Origin of the sequence: Campylobacter subantarcticus LMG 24377 (assembly GCF_000816305.1) — a bacterium.
In the GTDB taxonomy this organism is placed as follows: domain Bacteria; phylum Campylobacterota; class Campylobacteria; order Campylobacterales; family Campylobacteraceae; genus Campylobacter_D; species Campylobacter_D subantarcticus.
This window is the reverse complement of the sequence record NZ_CP007773.1, coordinates 986343-1012397: the sequence shown is the minus strand read 5'-3', so window position 1 is coordinate 1012397 and position 26055 is coordinate 986343. Positions and strand designations below refer to the sequence as shown.

The 26055-nt window shown below is 25.9% G+C and carries 20 protein-coding genes; all 20 read left to right on the top strand.

Annotation, left to right across the window (positions count from 1 at the left end):
- Positions 1-48: 48 nt before the first annotated feature.
- Positions 49-1326: a hypothetical protein gene (locus tag CSUB8523_RS05300; RefSeq protein WP_043019856.1), complete on the top strand. Its 1278-nt coding sequence runs from the start codon at positions 49-51 to the stop codon at positions 1324-1326.
- An 86-nt stretch (positions 1327-1412) separates the two neighbouring features.
- Positions 1413-2225, top strand: coding sequence for a hypothetical protein (locus CSUB8523_RS05295; protein WP_043019855.1), 813 nt, complete (start codon positions 1413-1415; stop codon positions 2223-2225).
- Between the two features lie 141 nt (positions 2226-2366).
- Positions 2367-2489 (top strand): hypothetical protein, encoded by a 123-nt coding sequence (locus CSUB8523_RS10550; RefSeq protein WP_256378628.1) that lies wholly within the window; start codon positions 2367-2369, stop codon positions 2487-2489.
- Positions 2490-3089: 600 nt separating this feature from the next.
- On the top strand, positions 3090-3464 hold the full coding sequence (locus CSUB8523_RS10195; RefSeq protein WP_167333028.1) for a hypothetical protein: 375 nt from the start codon (positions 3090-3092) through the stop codon (positions 3462-3464).
- Positions 3445-5028: an Mbeg1-like protein gene (locus CSUB8523_RS05280; RefSeq protein ID WP_043019854.1), complete on the top strand. Its 1584-nt coding sequence runs from the start codon at positions 3445-3447 to the stop codon at positions 5026-5028. The genes CSUB8523_RS10195 and CSUB8523_RS05280 overlap by 20 nt, the downstream gene beginning before the upstream one ends.
- Positions 5029-5035: 7 nt before the next feature.
- Positions 5036-7120, top strand: a complete 2085-nt coding sequence (locus CSUB8523_RS05275) for a hypothetical protein (RefSeq protein WP_235362528.1) — start codon at positions 5036-5038, stop codon at positions 7118-7120.
- Positions 7117-7824: a hypothetical protein gene (locus CSUB8523_RS05270; protein WP_043019853.1), complete on the top strand. Its 708-nt coding sequence runs from the start codon at positions 7117-7119 to the stop codon at positions 7822-7824. Before CSUB8523_RS05275 ends, CSUB8523_RS05270 begins: the two co-directional genes overlap by 4 nt.
- Before the next feature lie 61 nt (positions 7825-7885).
- On the top strand, positions 7886-11596 hold the full coding sequence (locus CSUB8523_RS05265; protein ID WP_043019852.1) for a hypothetical protein: 3711 nt from the start codon (positions 7886-7888) through the stop codon (positions 11594-11596).
- An 18-nt stretch (positions 11597-11614) separates the two neighbouring features.
- Positions 11615-12895 carry a hypothetical protein gene (locus tag CSUB8523_RS05260; RefSeq protein WP_043019851.1) on the top strand — a complete coding sequence of 427 codons (1281 nt, stop codon included), beginning with the start codon at positions 11615-11617 and terminating at the stop codon, positions 12893-12895.
- An 86-nt stretch (positions 12896-12981) separates the two neighbouring features.
- Positions 12982-13596: a hypothetical protein gene (locus tag CSUB8523_RS05255; RefSeq protein ID WP_235362526.1), complete on the top strand. Its 615-nt coding sequence runs from the start codon at positions 12982-12984 to the stop codon at positions 13594-13596.
- A 610-nt stretch (positions 13597-14206) separates the two neighbouring features.
- Positions 14207-14377 (top strand): hypothetical protein, encoded by a 171-nt coding sequence (locus CSUB8523_RS10630; RefSeq protein WP_316248803.1) that lies wholly within the window; start codon positions 14207-14209, stop codon positions 14375-14377.
- Between the two features lie 228 nt (positions 14378-14605).
- The gene (hemH, locus tag CSUB8523_RS05250) at positions 14606-15514 is read left to right on the top strand and encodes a ferrochelatase (RefSeq protein ID WP_043019850.1); all 909 of its coding nucleotides are present in this window, start codon (positions 14606-14608) and stop codon (positions 15512-15514) included.
- Between the two features lie 12 nt (positions 15515-15526).
- Entirely contained in the window at positions 15527-15943 is a 417-nt protein-coding gene (locus CSUB8523_RS05245) for a DUF805 domain-containing protein (protein ID WP_052242990.1), read from the top strand.
- A 390-nt stretch (positions 15944-16333) separates the two neighbouring features.
- Complete coding sequence (locus tag CSUB8523_RS05240) at positions 16334-16981, top strand: hypothetical protein (protein ID WP_039663801.1); 648 nt, start codon at positions 16334-16336, stop codon at positions 16979-16981.
- Between the two features lie 4 nt (positions 16982-16985).
- On the top strand, positions 16986-17846 hold the full coding sequence (locus tag CSUB8523_RS10185) for a DUF6402 family protein (RefSeq protein ID WP_043019849.1): 861 nt from the start codon (positions 16986-16988) through the stop codon (positions 17844-17846).
- Positions 17847-18356, top strand: a complete 510-nt coding sequence (locus CSUB8523_RS05230) for a hypothetical protein (RefSeq protein ID WP_043019848.1) — start codon at positions 17847-17849, stop codon at positions 18354-18356.
- 118 nt (positions 18357-18474) lie between these two features.
- The gene (locus CSUB8523_RS05225) at positions 18475-18972 is read left to right on the top strand and encodes a hypothetical protein (RefSeq protein ID WP_043019847.1); all 498 of its coding nucleotides are present in this window, start codon (positions 18475-18477) and stop codon (positions 18970-18972) included.
- A 64-nt stretch (positions 18973-19036) separates the two neighbouring features.
- Positions 19037-21514, top strand: coding sequence for a hypothetical protein (locus tag CSUB8523_RS05220; protein WP_235362527.1), 2478 nt, complete (start codon positions 19037-19039; stop codon positions 21512-21514).
- Positions 21515-21522: 8 nt separating this feature from the next.
- Positions 21523-22263 carry a hypothetical protein gene (locus tag CSUB8523_RS05215; protein WP_043019846.1) on the top strand — a complete coding sequence of 247 codons (741 nt, stop codon included), beginning with the start codon at positions 21523-21525 and terminating at the stop codon, positions 22261-22263.
- 61 nt (positions 22264-22324) lie between these two features.
- Positions 22325-26047, top strand: a complete 3723-nt coding sequence (locus CSUB8523_RS05210) for a hypothetical protein (protein ID WP_043019845.1) — start codon at positions 22325-22327, stop codon at positions 26045-26047.
- Positions 26048-26055: the final 8 nt, after the last annotated feature.

Below are 26055 nucleotides of genomic sequence, written 5' to 3'. Positions count from 1 at the left end.
ATTATGAAAAATGGTTTATGTATAGGTTAATTAAAGAAAGGATAAACAATGAGTGAAACTTATGAGATTTATACACCACATGGTTCTATATTAGATGTTAATAAAAAAACCAATGAAATATATTTTGACAAAAGCTCCAAGCCCACAGGCAAATACACCCAAGAATATTCTAAAGCTTTGTTTGAAGCTGATCGTATATTAAAAAACTCCCCCTATAAAGACTATCAACCCAGATATTTAGATCCTAATCTTTACACAGGGCAAAGTTCTACTTTGCTTGAGTTTAAAGATTGGCAAAGTATTTATTTAAAAGATCCTATAAAAGGAGCTATAGCTCCTTGGACTAAAGCAGAAAAAGCTTATTATAAATCTTTAAAAACTAAAAGAGAAAGATATAAGTATTTAGTTATAAGAAGTGGATTAAGAAGTACTGTTATAGATATACCTTATGAAGCTTATACCAATGTAGATGAAAAAGGAAATTTAATCAATGAAGATTATAAAGAACTTTATAAAAAAGTAGAAAGCAATAGAGGCTTAGCTCATTTAAGTAATGGATATTTATTTATGAGTGAATGGGAATTAGCAGCAGGGATACTAGGAGATATAAAAGGCTTTATAGGAGCCTTGCAACTTTCTATGACAGGATTTAAAGCAAGAACCCAAGCAATAAATTTTTTACTCATACAACTAGGACATGAACAAGGTCTTAAGAGTCTTTATGATTCTTATGCATATAGAGGTTTAGTAGATGGTATACATAAAAACCCTCTTAAAGCTCAAATGCTAAAAGATTTTTCTAAAAATCCTCCTTATGATGATTTTGGAATGCTTCCTTTCTTAGATGAACTTATAGGAGTGGATTGGATTATTGATTTAACAGAATATGAATTTGCAGATGATGCTGATGGTAAAGCTATTAGATCTTTAGATGATGATGTTTTAAAAGGTAAATTAAAAGATCCAAGGGATATAGATTCTACTCCAGAGAGTAGGAAAGAGTTTAATCGTGAAATGTGGGCATATCGTAGAGGTGCTGTTGCATTTTACAATACAGATATTCCCAATGATTGGACTAAAAAAGAAGCAAAACTATATATGAATTCTCTTATTTTAGAAGCTAAACTCGCAGTTTTCACTCCCCCTCAAGGCTATCCTAATGCACCTTATTATTGGATTCCAGAGCATTTAGAATATGTTTATAAAAAACACAAACTAGACAAACTCCTTGATCCAAGAATTCCTGCCATATATAGATATAATTTCCCAGAGGATTTAAGAGCTAAAATACAAGCTTATGCTAAAGAACATAACATAAAAGAGTAAAAATAATGAATTTCATAACTATACTAGCCACTACTATCATTATGAAAAATGGTTTATGTATAGGCTAATTAAAGAAAGGATAAACAATGCAAAAAATACTTCAAATTGATTTAGAAAAAAGAAAAGCTTTAGAGAATTTAAAAAATTTAAGCTTATTGGGTTTTGGTGGGGTTATGTTGTTTAATCTAAATAAAGATAATTTGATTAAAGATAATGATATTTTTTCTATGTATAATATGAATCATTTTTTGCAACTTAGTTTAGATCAATTTTACATACCTAATGCTTTTTTAAATATTTTAGAATTTTTACATATTAAAAAGCATACTAATATAAAAGAATCTTTTTATATCAATATCTTAATCAATAGTGATACATATTATAAAAACCCTTTATTACAATATAACATTAATAGAGTAATTTCTAAAGATGACAACACTATTTATGCTTTGGAAAATCTTTCTAGAATAAATCAAGCTTTTAAAAACTTAAAAGAATTACAAGAAGCATTATTAAAAGAAAATATATTTTTAAATTTTATAGATTTAAATAGTAAAGAAAGCCTTTTAAGTTTTTATAATCAAATATTAAGTAATCATCACCTTAAAACTTATTTGTATATAAAAGATAATCAATTCTTGATTAAAGAAGATATAAAAAATCAAATTTTATTCAATGGTATTAACACTTCTTCTATTATAAGTAATTATCTTAGCTTGTTAAATGATTTTAATACTTTAAGTAAGATAGAACTTGTAAATATATTAGAAAGTTTAAGCTTATACAATCTTTCAATTTTAATACAAACTATACAATCAAAAAATGCATATGACTCAAAAGGCTTTAAACAAGATAGTATCTTTTTGTCTAATATGATTATGAATGTGAGGTTGAAGTAAGGAAGGTAGAAAGTAGTAAGTGTGTGGTTTATTAATCAAGCCTTTAAAAACCATCTTTAATAAAGTGTTTGTATTCATACATTATATTTTATTGCTAAAATTTATAAAAAGTGATGAAGAATATAATTTGGAAAGATATTAATGAATCCTAAAGAACTTATTACCCAAATCAAAGACTATGCTGATATAGCAGATGCTAGTTATGCTATGTTGCAATATGTTACTTTTAATGTTCTTGGTATTTATGGCTGGAATGGTTCCTAGTGTAATTATATTTTGATTTTTAAAAAGTAGGATAATTTTATTAAAAATATAAAAAGGAAAATAAATGGGTTTATTAAAAAAAATATACATTGCTTGGGGGTTGTTTTGGGGGATTATTTTTTTGTTTAGTTCTTTATATGCTTATTTTAGTGATATAGAATTTTTTGGTGATATGTTAAAGATTGCATTTTTTATATATTCTTATCCATTGTTACCTTACATATCATATTTAACACTACAAGAAACTATTAAATCCAAAAATATTTTTCTTTATTTTTCTTTATTTTTCTTTATTTTTCTTTATTTTTCTTTATTTTTCTTTATTTCGGGAGGATTTTTTAATTATATAATAACATTAGGTATTTATACAATATTATTTTTAATAATATCTATTAAATTTAGAAAAGAACTTTCTTATTATTTTTCTTTATTATTTTGTATTTTTTTATACATTTTTTTATATCTTTTTATTTTCTATATGGATTTAAAAAATGAGTAATAAAACTCAAATTAACAATCTCAAAAATTACGCTAAACTTGTATAGATTGGTTTTTTGATTTTTTAATAATAATTTAAATTTCAACAAAAAAGGAAGTAGTGTGATAATACTAAAAAATCTATATATTATTTGGATTATAATTTGGGGATTTGGGGCTATTTTAGGTTATTATATGGCATATGATGCAACTTTTACTGAAATGTTCTTTTTTCTTGTTATATTTTATCTTTTTCCATTGTTGCCTTATTTTTATTATTTAATTTATAAAAAAGCAAGAAATACAAAAAATATATTTGTTGCTATTTGTTGCTATTTGTTGCTATTTGTTGCTATTTGTTGTTATTTGTTGCTACTATTGATTAATAGAAATAATAGTAATTTTAAGTTGTGCTTAATTATTATTGTGATGCATATTATAATATTTGCAATAATTTATTTAATTAAAAGAAATAAAAATGAAAACTCAAATCAATAATTTAAAAGATTATGCAGAACTTGCACAAGCTAGTTATTTTAATTTTGATTTTTTAAATACTAGAAATATATTTGAGTTAGATTTTAATCAAGAAAAAATTCAAGAAGAAAATTCTCTTAGAGGCTATAGAGAAATAAAGGTAAATTTAGAACATGTTGTCAGTCAAAAATATAAAGATAAAGAAGTATTGATTGATTTAAGACAAGATGATGCTTGGCAATCAAAAATGTTAAATTTCTTTGATGAAAAGACAAATTTTGATAAACTAAACGGAGAATTCGGAGAATTACAGACTAAAAATTTCATTCAAAGATATGAAGTTCAATTTCATCAGCCTAACACTACAAGCGGCTTTAGCGCTACTTTGTTTTACGATAAACAAAAAGATAAATTTGTTGTAGGATTTAGGGGAACTGAAGGTTTGTTAAATATAGATGTAGTTCAAGACTTAGTCTTATCTCTCAATGGTAACCTCCAATCTTCTTCTCTTTTAGAATTTTTAGAACAAGTAAATAAGATAATCAGAAATAAACACAAAAGCATTATATTTGTAGGACATTCATTGGGTGGGTATTTAGCTCAAATGGCTTTGATATATTGTGATATTAAATATAAAGATAAATTATCTTTTAGCCCTAATGAAGTTTATACTTTTAATGCCCCTAGTGTTTATGGTTGGAATTTTCCTAGTGTAATTATCAACCCTAATACAATAAAAATTATGCAAGATCTTTTAGGAAAATACACTATAGATGTTTCAGAAAAAATCACTCACATTTATGATAATGGTAAAATTGAAATCATCGCTTCTGCTCAATATGGCTCACACAATAGACTGCCTATCTATACGGGTAAAGATTCTCACTCCATAATCCCCCTAACTCAAACCCTTTACTTCTACTCCTATCTTTTAGAATTAGATGCTAACTATAACAAAGTCAAAGATAAAAGTTTTAGTGAATGTATAGAGTATCTTAATCATTTTATGAAAAATATTCAAATATATACAGAAACTTTTGTGTTAAAAAATAATGCTATTAATAATAAAAATTTCGCTCTTAAAAATGGACCTCTTGGACTTTTTAGAAGTTCTCCAGAAAAAATCAATCATTTTGAATATTTTCTTTCATTAATAGCCACCATAATGCAAGAAACAAATGGTATTTTAGAAGAGGTTGGAGATAATTATTATGCAAGCTATAAAGCTCCTACCATTAGTCAAACAAAAATCATAGATTTTATTTTAAAGGCACATGAAAAAGAAAAATATATTTTAATTCTTGATAAAAATGATTTTAATCAATACAGAAAAGATAGTTCTTTTGTCAATAATCAAGAAAATTTAGCTCATAAAATTGCCATTGGAGAATTTAGAATTTTTATTGTAGTTTATAAAGATATGAAATGTCTTGAAAATATTAATAATATAACAAAAATATACGGATATAATTCAAAAAGTTATAAAATAAAAGATCAAATTTGGGATGAGCAATATTTAGGTGGAGTTTGTAAAATATCGCAAGCTTTGTATTTTAGCGGAAAAGCCAAAGTAGGTATTATTTAGGAAAATTATGATAAGTAGAGACTTTTTATATTCTATTTATAAAGATAAAAAAAGTATTTATTTATTTTGTGAAAATAAAAGTATCATTGATTGTCAAAGTATTTATGATGAACTTTACAAATTAGAAGCAACGACAGATTTTACTTTTGAAGAACTTCAAAACTACCAAGCTTATATCTTCTTAAACTCCACTCTCCTTACAGGCTCAAGCGAACTTCCTAATAATCCCTTTTACTTTGGAGAATTAGATCAAGATAATACTATAAAACAAGATACACCTAGTTATTATTTTTCTCCTAAAGATGAAAATAGTGGCAAAGGAAAACTTAGCATCTTTTATAAAAATGATGAACTTTGTTTGCTTAATTATTCTATTATAGAAAATTCTTTAAATATCAAATTAGAATGTTTAAGCAAGCAAAGCTTAGAGTATAAAGATTTAATTTCAAACACTCTAAAAGAACAAAAAACCATACAAATAAATAAAAAACAAGCTATAGCTAAACTTCATGCCCTTTTAGAAAATCAAAACCTAGAATGTATCCATGGAGGTAAAGTCATACTTAAATCAAACAAAGGAAAAACTTTTAAAGATGATGGTGTGCCTATTATGTTAGAAAGTGATTTGCTTAATTCTAGCATAAGCGGTTGTCCCAATACTATGGGAAAGGTAAGTTATCCTTGCACTAAGGTGGTAGATGTTAAAGGCTCTTTATCTCAAAAGAAAGTCAATGATGAATACGCAATCTTACAAGAACTCATCTCAGCTTGTGTCACAGATAAAGGATATCCTTTAAAAGTAAGCTTTGTACCTACTAAGTTTAAATTTGATCATAGTTTTAATCCTAAGGAAGGCTTAGTAAAGCAAAGCAAAAACCAAACAAAGCTAAAAGAGCCTAAGTTAAGAATATATTATAAAGAACATAAATATCAAAAAGATAATCTTTTAATCACTAATTTATACCTAAATGATACTCTATATCAAAACGAACAAGGTTTAGATCAATTAGAATTATCTAAAAACGATTTATTTGATTTAAATGATGTCAATATACTAAATACTCTTAAACAAGACTTTAGTAAAAACTATGATTATAAAGAGTGTAAAATTACACTTGGTGTGCATTTGTTAAAATTAATCTTTATTATCCCAAAAAATATCGCTAAAGTTTATAAAAGTGCTTATAAAGAATTTGAATATAAAGATTTAGGAGCAGGGTATTTTAAAGAGCTTTTTGAATATCATAAAGATTATCGAGAAAAAGAAAATATTATACATTATAGAGTTTTTTTAACCCCTGCTAAAATGCAAAAGATTGAATTTGAAATTGCTAAAGGTTTAGATGAGTGGCTTGATAATGAAAATGTATGTTCGTTTAATATTTTAACTAAGGATTATTTTAAGGCAAATGATAAAGATATGCTTACAAGTGATAATATAAAAGATGATATAAATACCACACAAACTCACATCAATGAAAATTATAACAATACCCAAGAACTCATTCCTGATAATGTGATAAGAATACAAACACAAGATGGCAGTGGAGAGTTTATTGAGATAATATTTGATGAATTTAAAGAATGGGAAAAATCATCAAGTGGAGCTATAAAACCTTTATTTGCTCCATTAGAAGGTATAGTGGAAGATATTCCAAATTCACTTGAAAATATTGGCATTACTAGCGATACTTTAGCAATGCTTGGTGCAGTGAAAAATCCTAAAAATGTAAAAAATATTACTAAGAAAAAATCCAAATATGCCACCAAAAAAGAAGTGATAGAGGTATTAAAAAATAAATATAATCTTAAGACTTCTAAAGAATTAAGACTTGGAAGAAGTGAAAATGTTTTCTGGGCTAAGGATAATAAGCAAATAAAAGAGATTTGGGAGGATGTTACAGAGAGAGCAGAGATGTTAGAAGATGTAGGCAAAGATAAACTTGAAGGTACTATAAAAATAAGAAAACTGAGCGATGGAACTATTGTAAAATTAAGACAAAAATCCAAATCTGGCGGTTCAGCGGTAGAAATTGATAAGAAGCCCGAAGAGCAAACAAAAATACATAGCATAAGGGATTTAAAAAAATGATATATAAAGTACTTACAGACTTGCAAAGTTATATATTTTTAGAGCTTTCTGAAGAAATTTGCAACACAATAAAAGCCAATCAAAAAATGCGCTACTATGTAGAATTTGGACTTTTTTTACAAATTCCAAATCTTACAAAAACAGATATTTTAGAACATTTTGAAGAAACCATTTTAAAATTATCAACAGGATATTTTGGAAATGATAGTGCTATAGAATTAGATTCTTTGTTTTTTGCATATTTGCTTGATAGTAAAAATGTGATAGAGGATAATTCTGCTAATCCAACCTATATTAGTGAATATATTAATATTATAGGACAACTATTCTTAGCAGGTTATATAGAATTTGGTATGTGCGGTTTACAAGATAAGGAAGAAAATTTACTTTCCAATCAAGGTGATAAATATCAAGCTTGGATATACTTTAGAGATAATTTCTTTTATACTGATGCGTATTATAGAGATGTAATAGATCTTAGAGAAAAATATCCAAATATGAGCAAGGATGATTATGCATATTCTAATTGGGATATGCCACAATACTGGGATAGATATACATTTTGGGTAGCAATAACCCCCAAAGGCACAAAATACTTCAAAGAAATCTTAGCTCCTAAATTTTACAACAAATACAAAGATCTAGAAGTAGAAATTGATGATAAAGGTAATATTATAAGGTGGATTGGAGAGATTAATAGATGATTTTACTTAAATTTTTATTTAAATAAAAAATCTTAAGCCAATATTTACTTAAAGATAGATAATGAAAAATAAAGAATTTGCTTGTCATTATATTTATCATCAAAACGAGCTTAAAAACTTGATAGATAAATATTGCAAACAAGCTAAAAATATAGTTTTATATTGTAATAATTTTTCAAGAAAAAATATACTAAATTTAGCACTAACAGATTATGATATCGCTAAGGATTGTTATTGTAGTTTAGATAAATACTTATATGATACTCTTAAAATATCTGCTTATAAAGGAAAAAAAGTTCAAATTTATGATTATTCTTATGAAAAATTTACTGATTCTAATAAGCTTAGCAATAATCTCCCAAACTTTACCATCGCTCCTTTATCTTGCGATATGACAAGCATTTTAGATGATTTTGTAAAAGCCTTGGGAAAATCTGAAAATCAAACTATTTCAGAAGCTATGACACAAAAACTAGAAAAAGAGAACAAAAATATTAATTCTTTAATCATTTGCATTAATGAGAAATTAAAAATCCCTATACTTCAAAAACTAAAATCATTCGATGAATATCAAAAATTAAACGAGTATAAACTAAATGAACAAATAGAGCTTGTCTTTAATGAATTAATACAAAATATTAAAGATATTCATGCAGAAGGTTATAATCTTGTATATAAGAAAATCATTAATGCTTTTCTTGGTATTGTCAATATCTTTAGATTGAAAAGCTTTTTAACAAAAACACAGCCATTGTTAGTTATTAGTGATAGTGCTTTTGAGTTGATAAAAGCTTATAAAGAAATTTCAAAGTGGAGTGAAGATAAATACTCTTATGCTATTTATAATGCTATTGTGCAACTACTCATAAGTGATATTGGTTATATTTTTACTCTTTTTGAAAACAAAATTGATCATTACACTTTGATCATAGATCATAAAATTCTTTTTGATTTTTCAGGCTTTGGGACAATAAGGAACCAATCATTAGCATATCATAAGCAAGATCTTGCAATTTATCTTCAATCAAACGAAGAAATTTTTAAAGATTTTCACAATAAAAAATTCTTAAAGCTCATCACTCAAAATTCCAAAGAAGAATTAATATTGCATAATAGATATTCTATTAAAGAGGCACTTAAAAAACAAATGTCCCTTGATCAAAACAGGCTAAGCTATATAGAAAGTCCGTATTTTAACTCTATTGCGCTAGCTCAAATCATAAAAGATTTAAAGAGTGAAAAAAACGAATCTTATTATGCAAAAAATTTTCTTATCATTACAAATGCTCCACAAAAATTTAATGCAGGACTTCATCAAAAGCTCACAGAAGAAATTTTTGAAAATACCATCATTTATCCAGATACCATAGAAGATGAAACACAAAACGATATTTTAATCAAAGCTCCAAAAGACTACGATGCAATGATAGATTATAGTAAATATAAAATCGATATTATTGATAATGAAAAAGATGCCTTTGTGCTTTCTTTAAGTCCTTTTATTTGCTTAAATTATCAAACCTATCAAGGCTTTGAAGATACAGTAAAAGAAAAAGAAGAGTTATTTAAAGATATTGCAGATGACAATCTAGAAAATATATTTCAATATATGAATTTTATAAAAAATCCTAGTAATATCAATAAAATATATAATTATCATTATTTACAATCTATTTTTTATCAAGCAAATAATAAAAAAACTTTCTTAGAAAAACAAAAGCAATACTTTCAAGAAGGCATAGAATGCATAAGAACTTATATAGATAGTATCACCCATATTGCACAGCCTAAAATAGGTACTTACACAGGTGTGGTATACAAAGGAGAGAGTTTTGTAAAGAAAAATGTATTTACTATCACAGATGTGATTTTACTTGCTTTAACTTATTATACGATAAAACATTTTTATTCTTTTATTCAAACTGATTTCCAAGCTTGGTGGAAATTGTTTTCAAATTGTGAAAGTATACAAATAGAAGAGGAAGAAAGTATTGATATACTTCCTACAAATGTCTTTTTAAATATAAATGAAGAAAAAATTCCCCTATGTTTTTCAAAACAACAAAAGGCTAAACTCGCAAAAAATGAAATTTTTTGTATAGAAGAATTTGTGGATTATTTAGAACAATTAAAAGATCATGAAATTAGTGGTGAGGAAGATAGACAGTTTTTATCTTCCCTAAAAGAGCCTCAAAGTGAAAATCATCAAACCCAAGATGAAGCAGTGGAGTATAATCTAAAACAAATAAACGCATTGATTGAAAAAGAGAAAATATCAAACAAAAAAATCGATAATGAACTTGATGAATTGATAAAAGATATAGAAAAAAATAATATAAATAAAATTCCTTATAATCCGCAAAAAACTATAGTGGCTATGATGGATGTTTTTATAGATAAATTCTTTCCTTTTGCAGATTTTTTAAGAGCAGATGAATTTAAATTTGCTAAATTGCTTAGTAAAACCATTCTTAATTTTTTAACCCTTAAAGCACAAAAAGCTTTTTATGAAAGTATAGGTATAAGTTATTTATTGTTTTTGATGATGAATTCAAGTATTCAAATGAAAAAGGTTAAAATACAAAATCAAGAACAATTTAACAAAAGACTTAAAAGACTAAATAAAATAGCTTTATTAGAACTTTGCTATATGCAAAAAAATAAAAACAAATACGAAGCTATTATGCTAGTAGATGATCCAAGCTTTAAAGAGTTAAAAAATCATGATGGTTTTAAAGATATAACAAATATCAGCAAAAAACAAATTTTTCAATATAAATTTAATTTTACTTTAAAAAATATTCGTAGTATTGCCAAAGAATCTTTCATATCTTTACCTCAAGCTGTCATTACAGATTTGATCAATCAATTATGGATTAGCGCATATGAACAAAGTAAAAAAGAACACGAAAGATTGCAATTTTTAAATTTTGCTCATAAATATAACCCTCCTTATGTTTTAGTAAAAAAACCTACAAATGCACAAGAAGGATTCATCTCTTATCCTATGTTTATTAATAATACTTTTATTTCTTTTAATTTTACTTCTATGTTTACAGGGGGAAAGCTACAAACAGGAGGTTTGGGAGAGAAAGAAGCTTTATTTATTTATCATAAAGATGTAGGCGGCACAAAAAGGGTAAGAAATTATCTTTTAAACAAACTTTTTGCGTATTTATGTTTAGATGAATTAAGATCAAAAACTGGTGATTTAAAAACCATAGAGGATATAGACTTTTTTAATACCTATTCTTATTTACATGATTTAGCTATAAAACCAAGGCTTTTAAAACTAAAACACGAAGAAGATTTTTTAATCTCTGATTGTCTTAGTAAAACTCAAAAAGAAAACATACAAAAATATAACCAAAAACTACAAGCTATTAACAACGATGAAGCAAAAAGGGCTTTGTATGATGAGTATAAAAATAGAGAAGTAAAAGGTTTATCAGCCATAGATGCTTATCATCAATGTATGGATTATTTAGAAGATATGGATAATGATGTATTTAACACTAAAGCAACAAACAACACCCCTGATCCTTTAAAACATAGAAATTTCTTAAGGGCTTTAGATACCATAGGGCAAAATAATATTAAGGCTTTGTATGCGGGAGTAAATAAAAAGAGTGAGAATATGCAAAAACAAAAAACAGATGAAGAGGACACGACGACCTCTAATGAAAATAAAAACTCTGAAGAAAAACCACCAAAAATGATAGGCAGACTAGCCACTACTATCATTATGAAAAATGGTTTATGTATAGGCTAATTAAAGAAAGGATAAACAATGAGTGAAACTTATGAGATTTATACACCAAATGGACTTATATTAAATGTAGAAAAAGATACAAATAAAATATTAATTGGTGATACAATTAATAAGCCTATAGATAAGTATGTTGAGCAACATTCCAAAGCTCTTTTCAAAGCCCACGAAATCCTAAAAAACTCCCCCTATAAAGACTATCAACCCAGATATTTAGATCCTAATCTTTACACAGGGCAAAGTTCTACTTTGCTTGAGTTTAAAGATTGGCAAAGTATTTATTTAAAAGATCCTATAAAAGGAGCTATAGCTCCTTGGACTAAAGCAGAAAAAGCTTATTATAAATCTTTAAAAACTAAAAGAGAAAGATATAAGTATTTAGTTATAAGAAGTGGATTAAGAAGTACTGTTATAGATATACCTTATGAAGCTTATACCAATGTAGATGAAAAAGGAAATTTAATCAATGAAGATTATAAAGAACTTTATAAAAAAGTAGAAAGCAATAGAGGCTTAGCTCATTTAAGTAATGGATATTTATTTATGAGTGAATGGGAATTGGCAGCAGGGATACTAGGAGATATAAAAGGCTTTATAGGAGCCTTGCAACTTTCTATGACAGGATTTAAAGCAAGAACCCAAGCAATAAATTTTTTACTCATACAACTAGGACATGAACAAGGTCTTAAGAGTCTTTATGATTCTTATGCATATAGAGGTTTAGTAGATGGTATACATAAAAACCCTCTTAAAGCTCAAATGCTAAAAGATTTTTCTAAAAATCCTCCTTATGATGATTTTGGAATGCTTCCTTTCTTAGATGAACTTATAGGAGTGGATTGGATTATTGATTTAAACAAGTATGATTTTGCTTATGATGAAGCAGGTGATATTATCAGAGCTTTAGATGATGATGTTTTAAAAGGCAAATTAAAAGATCCAAGGGATATAGATTCTACTCCAGAGAGTAGGTGGGAATTTGAATACAAAAGAGATGCTTATAAAAATGGGATGTTAAATGGTTATGGTGATAATATCCCAAGTGATTGGACGCAAAAAGAAGTAAAATTGTGGCTAGATACTTTGGTTTTACAAGCCAAACTAGCAGCTCTAACTCCTCCACAAGGCTATCCTAATGCACCTTATTATTTTAGCCCAGAAAGATTAGAATTTATTTATAAAAAACACAAACTAGATAGATTAAAAGATCCAAGAATTCCTGCCATATATAGATATAATTTCCCAGAGGATTTAAGAGCTAAAATACAAGCTTATGCTAAAGAACATAACATAAAAGAGTAAAAATAATGAATTTCATAACTACACTAGCCACTACTATCATTATGAAAAATGGTTTATGTATAGGCTAATTAAAGAAAGGAAAAACAATGCAAAAAATACTTCAAATTGATTTAGAAAAAAGAAAAGCTTTAGAGAATTTAAAAAATTTAAGCTTATTGGGTTTTGGTGGGGTTATGTTGTTTAATCTAAATAAAGATAATTTGATTAAAGATAATGATATTTTTTCTATGTATAATATGAATCATTTTTTGCAACTTAGTTTAGATCAATTTTACATACCTAATGCTTTTTTAAATATTTTAGAATTTTTACATATTAAAAAGCATACTAATATAAAAGAATCTTTTTATATCAATATCTTAATCAATAGTGATACATATTATAAAAACCCTTTATTACAATATAACATTAATAGAGTAATTTCTAAAGATGACAACACTATTTATGCTTTGGAAAATCTTTCTAGAATAAATCAAGCTTTTAAAAACTTAAAAGAATTACAAGAAGCATTATTAAAAGAAAATATATTTTTAAATTTTATAGATTTAAATAGTAAAGAAAGCCTTTTAAGTTTTTATAATCAAATATTAAGTAATCATCATCTTAAAACTTATTTGTATATAAAAGATAATCAATTCTTGATTAAAGAAGATATAAAAATAAAATCGTATTTAATAATATCAATTCTTCTTCTATTATAAGTAGTTATCTTAGACTATTAAATGATTTTAATACTTTAAGTAAGATAGAACTTGTAAATATATTAGAGAGTTTAAGTTTATACAATCTTTCAATTTTAATACAAACTATACAATCAAAAAATGCATATGACTCAAAAGGCTTTAAACAAGATAGTATCTTTTTGTCTAATATGATTATGAATGTGAGGTTGAAGTAAGGAAGGTAGAAAGTAGTAAGTGTGTGGTTTATTAATCAAAATAAAAACTTTGCAATTGATTTGAAAAAAATAACAGGGTTTTAAAGGTAATATAATAGAGAGGTTTTAAAAAATTTGGGCAATGTCATTGGGTTTAGTAGATATACATTTAAATAAAATTTCTCAAGAAGCTTTTTTGTAAAGACTATGTATTTTTTAAAAAAAAGTATTTTTAAACCAAAGTTTTTACAATGATAATAAAACTTATCATTTAAGAAATTAAAACTTAAAAATGAAAAGATGAAAAAAGCTAGCAAAACTCAATAAGCAAAATAGATGTGTAGAAGTTGGTGAATATTGCTCTAAAAAATTAAATTCATAGGTTGTATTCAGGATAAAAAACACATTGTTGTTTTAATTCAAAATTAGCAAAAATATTTAATGAGCAAGGATACCCGCAAATTGGAAGAGATTGTGGTTCTCTAAAAAGTCTTGATTATGGAGGATTTATTCCAGAAGAATTTCAAAAGTTAGATTTTAGTGAAATAGATTTAAGTGAATTTGTTGCTGATATTGTTGGAAGTATTGATGTGGATAAAATATAAGCTAATTCTATAAAAATACAAGAAAAGATTGAAAGCAATCTTGAGAATTTAACAAGAAATGGCTAAGTGCTCAATAGCTTATAATGTTATCTTGCTGCATTCAGCTTTAAATTATAAAACTCTGTTATAATGTATCTTAGAAAAAGATAGTAAAGAATGCTAAATATTATGGATACAATTGATTTTCAATTTACACTAAAGTAAAATATAATTAATAAAAGGTTTTTAGTGAAATTAGTTTTATTTTTAAATATGGGTGGAGCTACAAATTTACAAGATTGCGAAACTTTTTTAAAAAATATGTTTAATGATCCTTATATTTTAGGTATTAAAAATAAATTTATAAGAAGATTTGTGGCGTGGATTATTACAAAATCTCGCGTAAAAGCTATGAGGGAAAATTATAAACAAATGGGTGGAAAATCTCCACTCAATGAGTTTACGCAAAGCTTGTGTGAAAAGCTTAATGTAAAAACAAATGACTTTAAATTTGACTTTATTAATCTTTATGTGCCTCCTTTTGCCAAAGAGGTTTTACAAAAATATACTTTAAATGAAAATGATGAAATTATTCTTTTCCCGCTTTATCCGCATCATTCTCGCACCACAGTAACTTCATCTTTAGAAGTTTTACAAAATGAAATTTTAAAGCAAAAAATTCAAGCAAAAATAAAAACTATAGATATCTTTTACAAAAATGAGCTTTACAATGAGATGATAGTTTTGCACATTTTAGCTAAGAAAAGTAATTTTGATGCTAAAACTTTGATTTTTTCAGCACATTCTTTGCCACAAAGTATTATTGATAAAGGCGATTTATATGAAAAGCATGTAAATGATCATATAAAACTTTTAAAAGAAAAACTAAAAGATCATTTTGATGAATTTATTTTAGCTTATCAGTCTAAACTAGGTCCTGTAAAATGGCTTGAGCCAAATACAAGTGATATTTTAGCAAATTTAAACAATAAAGCTTTGATTTATCCTATATCTTTTTGCATAGATTGTTCTGAAACGATTTTTGAATTAGGTATAGAATATAGACATTTAGCAAAATATGATTATGACTTAATTGCGTGTCCTAATGATAGTGATGAATTTGTTCAGTTTGTTTTGAATTATTTATTAAATTTATAAAAGGATTTTAAAATGTTTGAACTTTATTTGAATTTTTGGAAACAAGCTACCGACTTTAAGACGCGAACTAATAGGGGTGATTATTGGGCTGTGATGCTCATGCAAATTCTCGTTAGTTTTTGTGTGGCTTTGGCATTTTTTTGGTGGTTGCCAATTATTGATCATATTTTTTCGCTCGCAAGTTTGTTGCCTATATTTGCCATAGGTGCAAGAAGATTGCATGATATAGGATTTAGTGGATGGTGGCAGCTTTTATACATTTTGATTATTCCTATAATCGTGTTTGTGATTTTATATTGTTTCAAATCAAATGAATTTACTAATAAATATGGAGAACGCATACCAGAAACTAGAAATTTTATCCTATACTTTAGTATTAATCTAATCATTGGAATTTTAATTTTTTTAATTAATGTTGCCCAAATTTAAGACTTGTTTTGCAAGTCTTAAAAATTCATCAAATAATCTATCAGCAAAAAACAATGTTGTAAGAGTAAAATTTGTTGAGAGCAATATAAGGTTAAGGATGCAAAAAGTAGAATATCAATATTATGAAATTGCAACAAATATTTTATATAAAAATTGTTATACATATGAATGGCTTGACATAGGTATGTTTCTAAATACAAAAAATGATATGCCCTGATATTCAAAAATATAAAGAATTACAAGAAAAAAAATTATTAATATATGAAAAACAAGTCAAATATATGAAACTTTATAAATATGCTAGAATGTGCTAAGCTAGGTATTCTATAAATTTAAATGAGAGCATGCTTAAGAAATTTCTAAAAAATATAAAAACAATAAGATGAAATAATGGATGAAGAACTTTTTTGGGAAAATCTTGTTCCAGTAGGACATATTAATGAAGAAACTTTAAAGAGTCAAAATTATATTAATAATATAAATTTTAGTACTTTACAATATGATGAAACAGTTTTGCCTACAGAATTAGAGTGTTGTTATAATGAATTTAAATACTATCAAAAAAGCAATAATGAAATAGCAACACTAGGTTGGGCTGTTAGCTATCAGCTTCAAGTATTGTGGCAAAATAGCCCTAAGATAGATACAATACAAAATTATCATCTTCCCATAAAACAAAACAAACCTAATAATCCCCAAGCAGAACAAAGACTAAAAGAAATACAAAATTTCTTACAAAGTAAAGGTATAGAACCTCTTATTTTACATTATACCCCTTATCCAAAAAACACACAAACTCAAAAGATGAAAAAACTAAGGCAAAATTCAGAGCGTTTTTCACGCCATGTAGATAATAAAACAAATGAAGTAAGAGAAGAAAAGCGTTCTATTAAATTTTATACTACGCTAGATTGGGATAAGTTTTATTCTCATTTTCCTATAATAAAAAGACTAAGTAAAAAATTTCATACAAAAGAAGACATATACACTCAAAATTTTACAAAGCAAATAGAAATAATCTTACAAAAAAACTCATAATATTTTGACATTAAAAAAATTACCTCAAGGAGAATATAAATTTGATTTTGCTATCGATATAAAAGAAAATCGAAGCGATAAAAATGAAGAATCTTATATCATCATTAAAGAAAATGATGAAATTTCAAAAGATTATAAACGCATTTTAGACTGTAAGCCCTATGAGCTTGATACTTTAAATTGTCAATATATAGGTGTGGGTGATGATGAGTTTTTCAAACAAATTTGGCAAAATTTAGGTATAAATATTGCAGAGAAATTTAAGGTAGATTTTTCTTATGCTAGACTTGATAAATTTATTTTTGCGACATCGCCACTTGGACTTACTTATAATACATATGAGACTTTAGAGCAAACTTATGATGAACTCATGCAAGATCTATCTCTTTATGCTTGTAGTGGTAAATTTTCTTTTAATTTTGTTCCTTCGAAATTAAGCATTAAAAAAGAAATTCAAGGAGATAGAGAAAAGGTATCATACCGCGTTGATGAAATGCTTGTTTATGTTTATGATAGCTTTGATTTTTTAGATCAAGGACATGAATTTGATGATGATGGAAATTTTATCAAGCTAGGACAACCTGTTGGAGCTTGGGATTTTAATGAAAAGAGTTTCAGTATTTGGGGATCTACAAGACAGATGGAAACTTATAAACCAAAGATATATATTATACCACAAATAACCTTTGCTGATGTCCTACAATCCCCAAAAACTAAACAATACTATCTTTACAATCAAGATTATCAAGATTATCAAAAATTTACTCCTTATGGTTTGGATTTTAAACTTTATAGTAAGGATTTTATTGCTAAACTTGATTTTAAAGATAAAGCTTATAATGTGCTTTATAATACAGGAGTTTAAATGGGAGAAGATATTACACTTTCTATTTTTTGGGGTTTGGTAGGATTTATTTTTAGACTTGTTGCTATTGATGCAATACTTTATATTACAGCCTTAAGCGTTCTTATTGCCTTTTCTATTATAAATTATTGGATGAGAATTAATATAAAAGAATTTGTAAAATCTTATTTTTTAATGTATTTTATTGTGTTTTTTACAGTTATTGTTATCATATTTTATTTTAGCTATGATATTGAAACTTATAGAGGATATGTAATGCTTGGTCCTCCAGAAGTTGAAAAATTATCACCACAAGAATATATAGTATATAAGTGTTTTAAATTTTTAATCTTTATAAATTTTATTTTTTTTACAATCACATTTATTATACTTCCTTGTTTATTACAAGCTTATTTATTTAAATGTTATAGCATAAAAGAAAAACGCAAAAAATTAAGTTGGTTTATGGGATTTGTGTGTAATATTATTATATTAATTGCAAGTGTGTATTTGATGTATATATTTATTTAAAGACTATCAAGAATTCACTCCTTATGGTTTAGATTTTAAACTTTATAGTAAGGATTTTATTGCTAAACTTGATTTTAAAGATAAAGCTTATAATGTGCTTTATAATACAGGAGTTTAAATGGGAGATAGTATTGCACTTTCTATTTTTGTAGGTTCGTTGCTATCCATTGTTATTATCGTAAAATTTTATCTTACAGCTTTAGCTGTGTTTATTGCCTTTTCTATTATAAATTATTGGATGAGAATTAATATAAAAGAATTTGTAAAATCTTATTTTTTGACATCTTTCACTATCTTTTTTACAGTTATTGTTATCATATTTTATCTTACTTATGATCTTGAAACCTCTAGATCGCTTGTATTGCTTGGTCCTCCAGAAATTGAAAAATTATCACCGCAAGAATATAAAGCGTATAATTATTTTGGATTTTTAAGTGGTATCACCATTGTCTTTTTAGTGATCACTTTTTTTATACTTCCTTGTTTATTACAAGCTTATTTATTTAAATGCCATAGTACAGGAGAAAAATGCAAAAAATTAAGTTGGTTTATAGGATTTGTGTGTAATGTTCCTATATTGATCTCAAGTGTTTATGTGATATATGAAAATTTTTAAAAATTATCAAAAAATTTAATATATTTGATATAATATTCATTTATCTTAAAATATTTAGAGAAAAATGGATAGAGAGTTATTTATAACAAGGCTTGCCTTTATAAACAATGACGAAATAGACAAAATAGATAAAAATTCATCCATAGCATATTTAAAAGCCTTATATCAATGTGAAAATTCCATAGCTATAAATTATAATCAAGAAGATCTTTTCACCCAAGCTAGCGCTATAAACAATCTAGGCTATAATTCTACTTTCACAAAAATCTTCATCCTAGATAAAGAAAGTCTAAATGATACCTATCTTGATGCTAGAAAAAAGCTTTATAAATCTATCAATACTTTAAAAGAAAAAATAAAAGATATCCAAGCTTATTTAGATAAAGAAATTTCCTTGCAAGATAATCTAAATAATCAAAGCTTTAATACTAAGGAAAATGATGTTAATTTAGCTTTAAACGAAGTATTTAACATAGAGCAATTTTATGATAAAAATACCAATACCATAGTATTAAAGATAAATAATATAAAAATCATATTCTTAGATAAAGTAAATTTGCAAGATAATTCTAACAATACTTCTTTTATCTCTATGTCAAATTTAATTCATATTTATGATAATCATTGTGATATTTTCACAAAAGATAGAAGTGTTTTAGATATAAAGGACATAGAAGAAAAATATCAAATAGATTTTAAAAGTTTAGATACAAAAATCTTCTTAAACTCCACTCTCCTTACAGGCTCAAGCGAACTTCCTAATAATCCCTTTTACTTTGGAGAATTAGATCAAGATAATACTATAAAACAAGATACACCTAGTTATTATTTTTCTCCTAAAGATGAAAATAGTGGCAAAGGAAAACTTAGCATCTTTTATAAAAATGATGAACTTTGTTTGCTTAATTATTCTATTATAGAAAATTCTTTAAATATCAAATTAGAATGTTTAAGCAAGCAAAGCTTAGAGTATAAAGATTTAATTTCAAACACTCTAAAAGAACAAAAAACCATACAAATAAATAAAAAACAAGCTATAGCTAAACTTCATGCCCTTTTAGAAAATCAAAACCTAGAATGTATCCATGGAGGTAAAGTCATACTTAAATCAAACAAAGGAAAAACTTTTAAAGATGATGGTGTGCCTATTATGTTAGAAAGTGATTTGCTTAATTCTAGCATAAGCGGTTGTCCCAATACTATGGGAAAGGTAAGTTATCCTTGCACTAAGGTGGTAGATGTTAAAGGCTCTTTATCTCAAAAGAAAGTCAATGATGAATACGCAATCTTACAAGAACTCATCTCAGCTTGTGTCACAGATAAAGGATATCCTTTAAAAGTAAGCTTTGTACCTACTAAGTTTAAATTTGATCATAGTTTTAATCCTAAGGAAGGCTTAGTAAAGCAAAGCAAAAACCAAACAAAGCTAAAAGAGCCTAAGTTAAGAATATATTATAAAGAACATAAATATCAAAAAGATAATCTTTTAATCACTAATTTATACCTAAATGATACTCTATATCAAAACGAACAAGGTTTAGATCAATTAGAATTATCTAAAAACGATTTATTTGATTTAAATGATGTCAATATACTAAATACTCTTAAACAAGACTTTAGTAAAAACTATGATTATAAAGAGTGTAAAATTACACTTGGTGTGCATTTGTTAAAATTAATCTTTATTATCCCAAAAAATATCGCTAAAGTTTATAAAAGTGCTTATAAAGAATTTGAATATAAAGATTTAGGAGCAGGGTATTTTAAAGAGCTTTTTGAATATCATAAAGATTATCGAGAAAAAGAAAATATTATACATTATAGAGTTTTTTTAACCCCTGCTAAAATGCAAAAGATTGAATTTGAAATTGCTAAAGGTTTAGATGAGTGGCTTGATAATGAAAATGTATGTTCGTTTAATATTTTAACTAAGGATTATTTTAAGGCAAATGATAAAGATATGCTTACAAGTGATAATATAAAAGATGATATAAATACCACACAAACTCACATCAATGAAAATTATAACAATACCCAAGAACTCATTCCTGATAATGTGATAAGAATACAAACACAAGATGGCAGTGGAGAGTTTATTGAGATAATATTTCCTAGTCAATTAGAACTCAATGATAAACCTTTAGAAGATGTGAGTTATACATTTGTTCCGGCTTTAAAAGGTTTACATTCAATGTTTAAAATTACAAGTAGACTTAATAGTGGTTTAACACGACAAGAAGTAGTGAAAATTATTGAAAAACTACAAAAAGGTAGTAGTGGGAATATTCGCCTTTTAAAAAATAAAAAAGAATTAGATGAACTGTGGCAAAAATTAATAAAAAATGCTACAAAGTTAGAAGAAAAATATATTCCTATAAAAAATCATAAAACAGGACAAATTACGCAAGAAAAATTGATAAGATATAAATTGAACGATGGAATTGATATTATATACAGAACAGGTTCTGGAAGTGGGGGAGAAGCAATAAATATTTATGGTAAAAATCCAAAGCTCAATAAAACTATTCATATTAAACCATAGGAATAAAAGTGAAAAGAATAAAAGTAATATATGCAATGGGTAATCCTATTTTTTCTTATAAAAAAAAAGATGATATAGGATATAAAAGTTATGAAAATTTAAGTAAAGTATTAAATAATAAACCATATTTTTCTGAAATGGATTTACTTTTAGAATATTTAAGATACACAACAAAAACAGATATTCTCTTAGCATTTGAATATTTATTATTAAAACTTATTGATGATGAATTTTTTGCAAGACATGAAATAGATGCAAATATCATTCAATTTTATAATATTGATAGTCTTAACAACACTTCTTCTTTAAATACACCCAAACCTACCTATATAAGTGAATATATTAATGTTTTGGGGCAGCTTTTTCTAGCAGGATATATAGATTTTGGATCTTATTGTGATGAAGATAGAAATAAAATAGATTATCCCTCAAACTTATCTTATTATAAAGAAGATAAGTATCAAGCTTGGATATATTTTAGAGATAATTTCTTTTATAAAGAAAGATTTGAAAGAAATTTGAATGATGATGTTATTATAGATGGATGTAGCACAATGTTTTCTCCCACTTCTTGGGATACACCACAATATTGGTCACAATACAATATCTGGGTAGCAATAACCCCCAAAGGCACAAAATACTTCAAAGAAATCTTAGCTCCTAAATTTTACAACAAATACAAAGATCTAGAAGTAGAAATTGATGATAAAGGTAATATTATAAGGTGGATTGGAGAGATTAATAGATGATTTTACTTAAATTTTTATTTAAATAAAAAATCTTAAGCCAATATTTACTTAAAGATAGATAATGAAAAATAAAGAATTTGCTTGTCATTATATTTATCATCAAAACGAGCTTAAAAACTTGATAGATAAATATTGCAAACAAGCTAAAAATATAGTTTTATATTGTAATAATTTTTCAAGAAAAAATATACTAAATTTAGCACTAACAGATTATGATATCGCTAAGGATTGTTATTGTAGTTTAGATAAATACTTATATGATACTCTTAAAATATCTGCTTATAAAGGAAAAAAAGTTCAAATTTATGATTATTCTTATGAAAAATTTACTGATTCTAATAAGCTTAGCAATAATCTCCCAAACTTTACCATCGCTCCTTTATCTTGCGATATGACAAGCATTTTAGATGATTTTGTAAAAGCCTTGGGAAAATCTGAAAATCAAACTATTTCAGAAGCTATGACACAAAAACTAGAAAAAGAGAACAAAAATATTAATTCTTTAATCATTTGCATTAATGAGAAATTAAAAATCCCTATACTTCAAAAACTAAAATCATTCGATGAATATCAAAAATTAAACGAGTATAAACTAAATGAACAAATAGAGCTTGTCTTTAATGAATTAATACAAAATATTAAAGATATTCATGCAGAAGGTTATAATCTTGTATATAAGAAAATCATTAATGCTTTTCTTGGTATTGTCAATATCTTTAGATTGAAAAGCTTTTTAACAAAAACACAGCCATTGTTAGTTATTAGTGATAGTGCTTTTGAGTTGATAAAAGCTTATAAAGAAATTTCAAAGTGGAGTGAAGATAAATACTCTTATGCTATTTATAATGCTATTGTGCAACTACTCATAAGTGATATTGGTTATATTTTTACTCTTTTTGAAAACAAAATTGATCATTACACTTTGATCATAGATCATAAAATTCTTTTTGATTTTTCAGGCTTTGGGACAATAAGGAACCAATCATTAGCATATCATAAGCAAGATCTTGCAATTTATCTTCAATCAAACGAAGAAATTTTTAAAGATTTTCACAATAAAAAATTCTTAAAGCTCATCACTCAAAATTCCAAAGAAGAATTAATATTGCATAATAGATATTCTATTAAAGAGGCACTTAAAAAACAAATGTCCCTTGATCAAAACAGGCTAAGCTATATAGAAAGTCCGTATTTTAACTCTATTGCGCTAGCTCAAATCATAAAAGATTTAAAGAGTGAAAAAAACGAATCTTATTATGCAAAAAATTTTCTTATCATTACAAATGCTCCACAAAAATTTAATGCAGGACTTCATCAAAAGCTCACAGAAGAAATTTTTGAAAATACCATCATTTATCCAGATACCATAGAAGATGAAACACAAAACGATATTTTAATCAAAGCTCCAAAAGACTACGATGCAATGATAGATTATAGTAAATATAAAATCGATATTATTGATAATGAAAAAGATGCCTTTGTGCTTTCTTTAAGTCCTTTTATTTGCTTAAATTATCAAACCTATCAAGGCTTTGAAGATACAGTAAAAGAAAAAGAAGAGTTATTTAAAGATATTGCAGATGACAATCTAGAAAATATATTTCAATATATGAATTTTATAAAAAATCCTAGTAATATCAATAAAATATATAATTATCATTATTTACAATCTATTTTTTATCAAGCAAATAATAAAAAAACTTTCTTAGAAAAACAAAAGCAATACTTTCAAGAAGGCATAGAATGCATAAGAACTTATATAGATAGTATCACCCATATTGCACAGCCTAAAATAGGTACTTACACAGGTGTGGTATACAAAGGAGAGAGTTTTGTAAAGAAAAATGTATTTACTATCACAGATGTGATTTTACTTGCTTTAACTTATTATACGATAAAACATTTTTATTCTTTTATTCAAACTGATTTCCAAGCTTGGTGGAAATTGTTTTCAAATTGTGAAAGTATACAAATAGAAGAGGAAGAAAGTATTGATATACTTCCTACAAATGTCTTTTTAAATATAAATGAAGAAAAAATTCCCCTATGTTTTTCAAAACAACAAAAGGCTAAACTCGCAAAAAATGAAATTTTTTGTATAGAAGAATTTGTGGATTATTTAGAACAATTAAAAGATCATGAAATTAGTGGTGAGGAAGATAGACAGTTTTTATCTTCCCTAAAAGAGCCTCAAAGTGAAAATCATCAAACCCAAGATGAAGCAGTGGAGTATAATCTAAAACAAATAAACGCATTGATTGAAAAAGAGAAAATATCAAACAAAAAAATCGATAATGAACTTGATGAATTGATAAAAGATATAGAAAAAAATAATATAAATAAAATTCCTTATAATCCGCAAAAAACTATAGTGGCTATGATGGATGTTTTTATAGATAAATTCTTTCCTTTTGCAGATTTTTTAAGAGCAGATGAATTTAAATTTGCTAAATTGCTTAGTAAAACCATTCTTAATTTTTTAACCCTTAAAGCACAAAAAGCTTTTTATGAAAGTATAGGTATAAGTTATTTATTGTTTTTGATGATGAATTCAAGTATTCAAATGAAAAAGGTTAAAATACAAAATCAAGAACAATTTAACAAAAGACTTAAAAGACTAAATAAAATAGCTTTATTAGAACTTTGCTATATGCAAAAAAATAAAAACAAATACGAAGCTATTATGCTAGTAGATGATCCAAGCTTTAAAGAGTTAAAAAATCATGATGGTTTTAAAGATATAACAAATATCAGCAAAAAACAAATTTTTCAATATAAATTTAATTTTACTTTAAAAAATATTCGTAGTATTGCCAAAGAATCTTTCATATCTTTACCTCAAGCTGTCATTACAGATTTGATCAATCAATTATGGATTAGCGCATATGAACAAAGTAAAAAAGAACACGAAAGATTGCAATTTTTAAATTTTGCTCATAAATATAACCCTCCTTATGTTTTAGTAAAAAAACCTACAAATGCACAAGAAGGATTCATCTCTTATCCTATGTTTATTAATAATACTTTTATTTCTTTTAATTTTACTTCTATGTTTACAGGGGGAAAGCTACAAACAGGAGGTTTGGGAGAGAAAGAAGCTTTATTTATTTATCATAAAGATGTAGGCGGCACAAAAAGGGTAAGAAATTATCTTTTAAACAAACTTTTTGCGTATTTATGTTTAGATGAATTAAGATCAAAAACTGGTGATTTAAAAACCATAGAGGATATAGACTTTTTTAATACCTATTCTTATTTACATGATTTAGCTATAAAACCAAGGCTTTTAAAACTAAAACACGAAGAAGATTTTTTAATCTCTGATTGTCTTAGTAAAACTCAAAAAGAAAACATACAAAAATATAACCAAAAACTACAAGCTATTAACAACGATGAAGCAAAAAGGGCTTTGTATGATGAGTATAAAAATAGAGAAGTAAAAGGTTTATCAGCCATAGATGCTTATCATCAATGTATGGATTATTTAGAAGATATGGATAATGATGTATTTAACACTAAAGCAACAAACAACACCCCTGATCCTTTAAAACATAGAAATTTCTTAAGGGCTTTAGATACCATAGGGCAAAATAATATTAAGGCTTTGTATGCGGGAGTAAAAAAAGATAAAGAGGAAAAAGAATTAAAAATCAAGAATAGAAATAATTCTGATGATGAAAGATATATCAGTGAGAATAAAAATAAAGAAAATAGTAAACCACCAAAAATGATAGGTAGACTAGCCACTACTATCATTATGAAAAATGGTTTATGTATAGGCTAATTAAAGAA

What these genes read in the sequence shown, in the direction of transcription:
- CSUB8523_RS05225 (WP_043019847.1), top strand. Translation starts at nt 18,475, where the DNA reads ATGGGAGATAGTATTGCACTTTCTATTTTTGTAGGTTCGTTGCTATCC.
- CSUB8523_RS05295 (WP_043019855.1), top strand. Translation starts at nt 1,413, where the DNA reads ATGCAAAAAATACTTCAAATTGATTTAGAAAAAAGAAAAGCTTTAGAG.
- CSUB8523_RS05265 (WP_043019852.1), top strand. Translation starts at nt 7,886, where the DNA reads ATGAAAAATAAAGAATTTGCTTGTCATTATATTTATCATCAAAACGAG.
- CSUB8523_RS05270 (WP_043019853.1), top strand. Translation starts at nt 7,117, where the DNA reads ATGATATATAAAGTACTTACAGACTTGCAAAGTTATATATTTTTAGAG.
- CSUB8523_RS05275 (WP_235362528.1), top strand. Translation starts at nt 5,036, where the DNA reads ATGATAAGTAGAGACTTTTTATATTCTATTTATAAAGATAAAAAAAGT.
- CSUB8523_RS05255 (WP_235362526.1), top strand. Translation starts at nt 12,982, where the DNA reads ATGCAAAAAATACTTCAAATTGATTTAGAAAAAAGAAAAGCTTTAGAG.
- CSUB8523_RS05260 (WP_043019851.1), top strand. Translation starts at nt 11,615, where the DNA reads ATGAGTGAAACTTATGAGATTTATACACCAAATGGACTTATATTAAAT.
- CSUB8523_RS05245 (WP_052242990.1), top strand. Translation starts at nt 15,527, where the DNA reads ATGTTTGAACTTTATTTGAATTTTTGGAAACAAGCTACCGACTTTAAG.
- CSUB8523_RS05230 (WP_043019848.1), top strand. Translation starts at nt 17,847, where the DNA reads ATGGGAGAAGATATTACACTTTCTATTTTTTGGGGTTTGGTAGGATTT.
- CSUB8523_RS05210 (WP_043019845.1), top strand. Translation starts at nt 22,325, where the DNA reads ATGAAAAATAAAGAATTTGCTTGTCATTATATTTATCATCAAAACGAG.
- CSUB8523_RS05280 (WP_043019854.1), top strand. Translation starts at nt 3,445, where the DNA reads ATGAAAACTCAAATCAATAATTTAAAAGATTATGCAGAACTTGCACAA.
- CSUB8523_RS10550 (WP_256378628.1), top strand. Translation starts at nt 2,367, where the DNA reads ATGAATCCTAAAGAACTTATTACCCAAATCAAAGACTATGCTGATATA.
- CSUB8523_RS05240 (WP_039663801.1), top strand. Translation starts at nt 16,334, where the DNA reads ATGGATGAAGAACTTTTTTGGGAAAATCTTGTTCCAGTAGGACATATT.
- CSUB8523_RS05300 (WP_043019856.1), top strand. Translation starts at nt 49, where the DNA reads ATGAGTGAAACTTATGAGATTTATACACCACATGGTTCTATATTAGAT.
- CSUB8523_RS05220 (WP_235362527.1), top strand. Translation starts at nt 19,037, where the DNA reads ATGGATAGAGAGTTATTTATAACAAGGCTTGCCTTTATAAACAATGAC.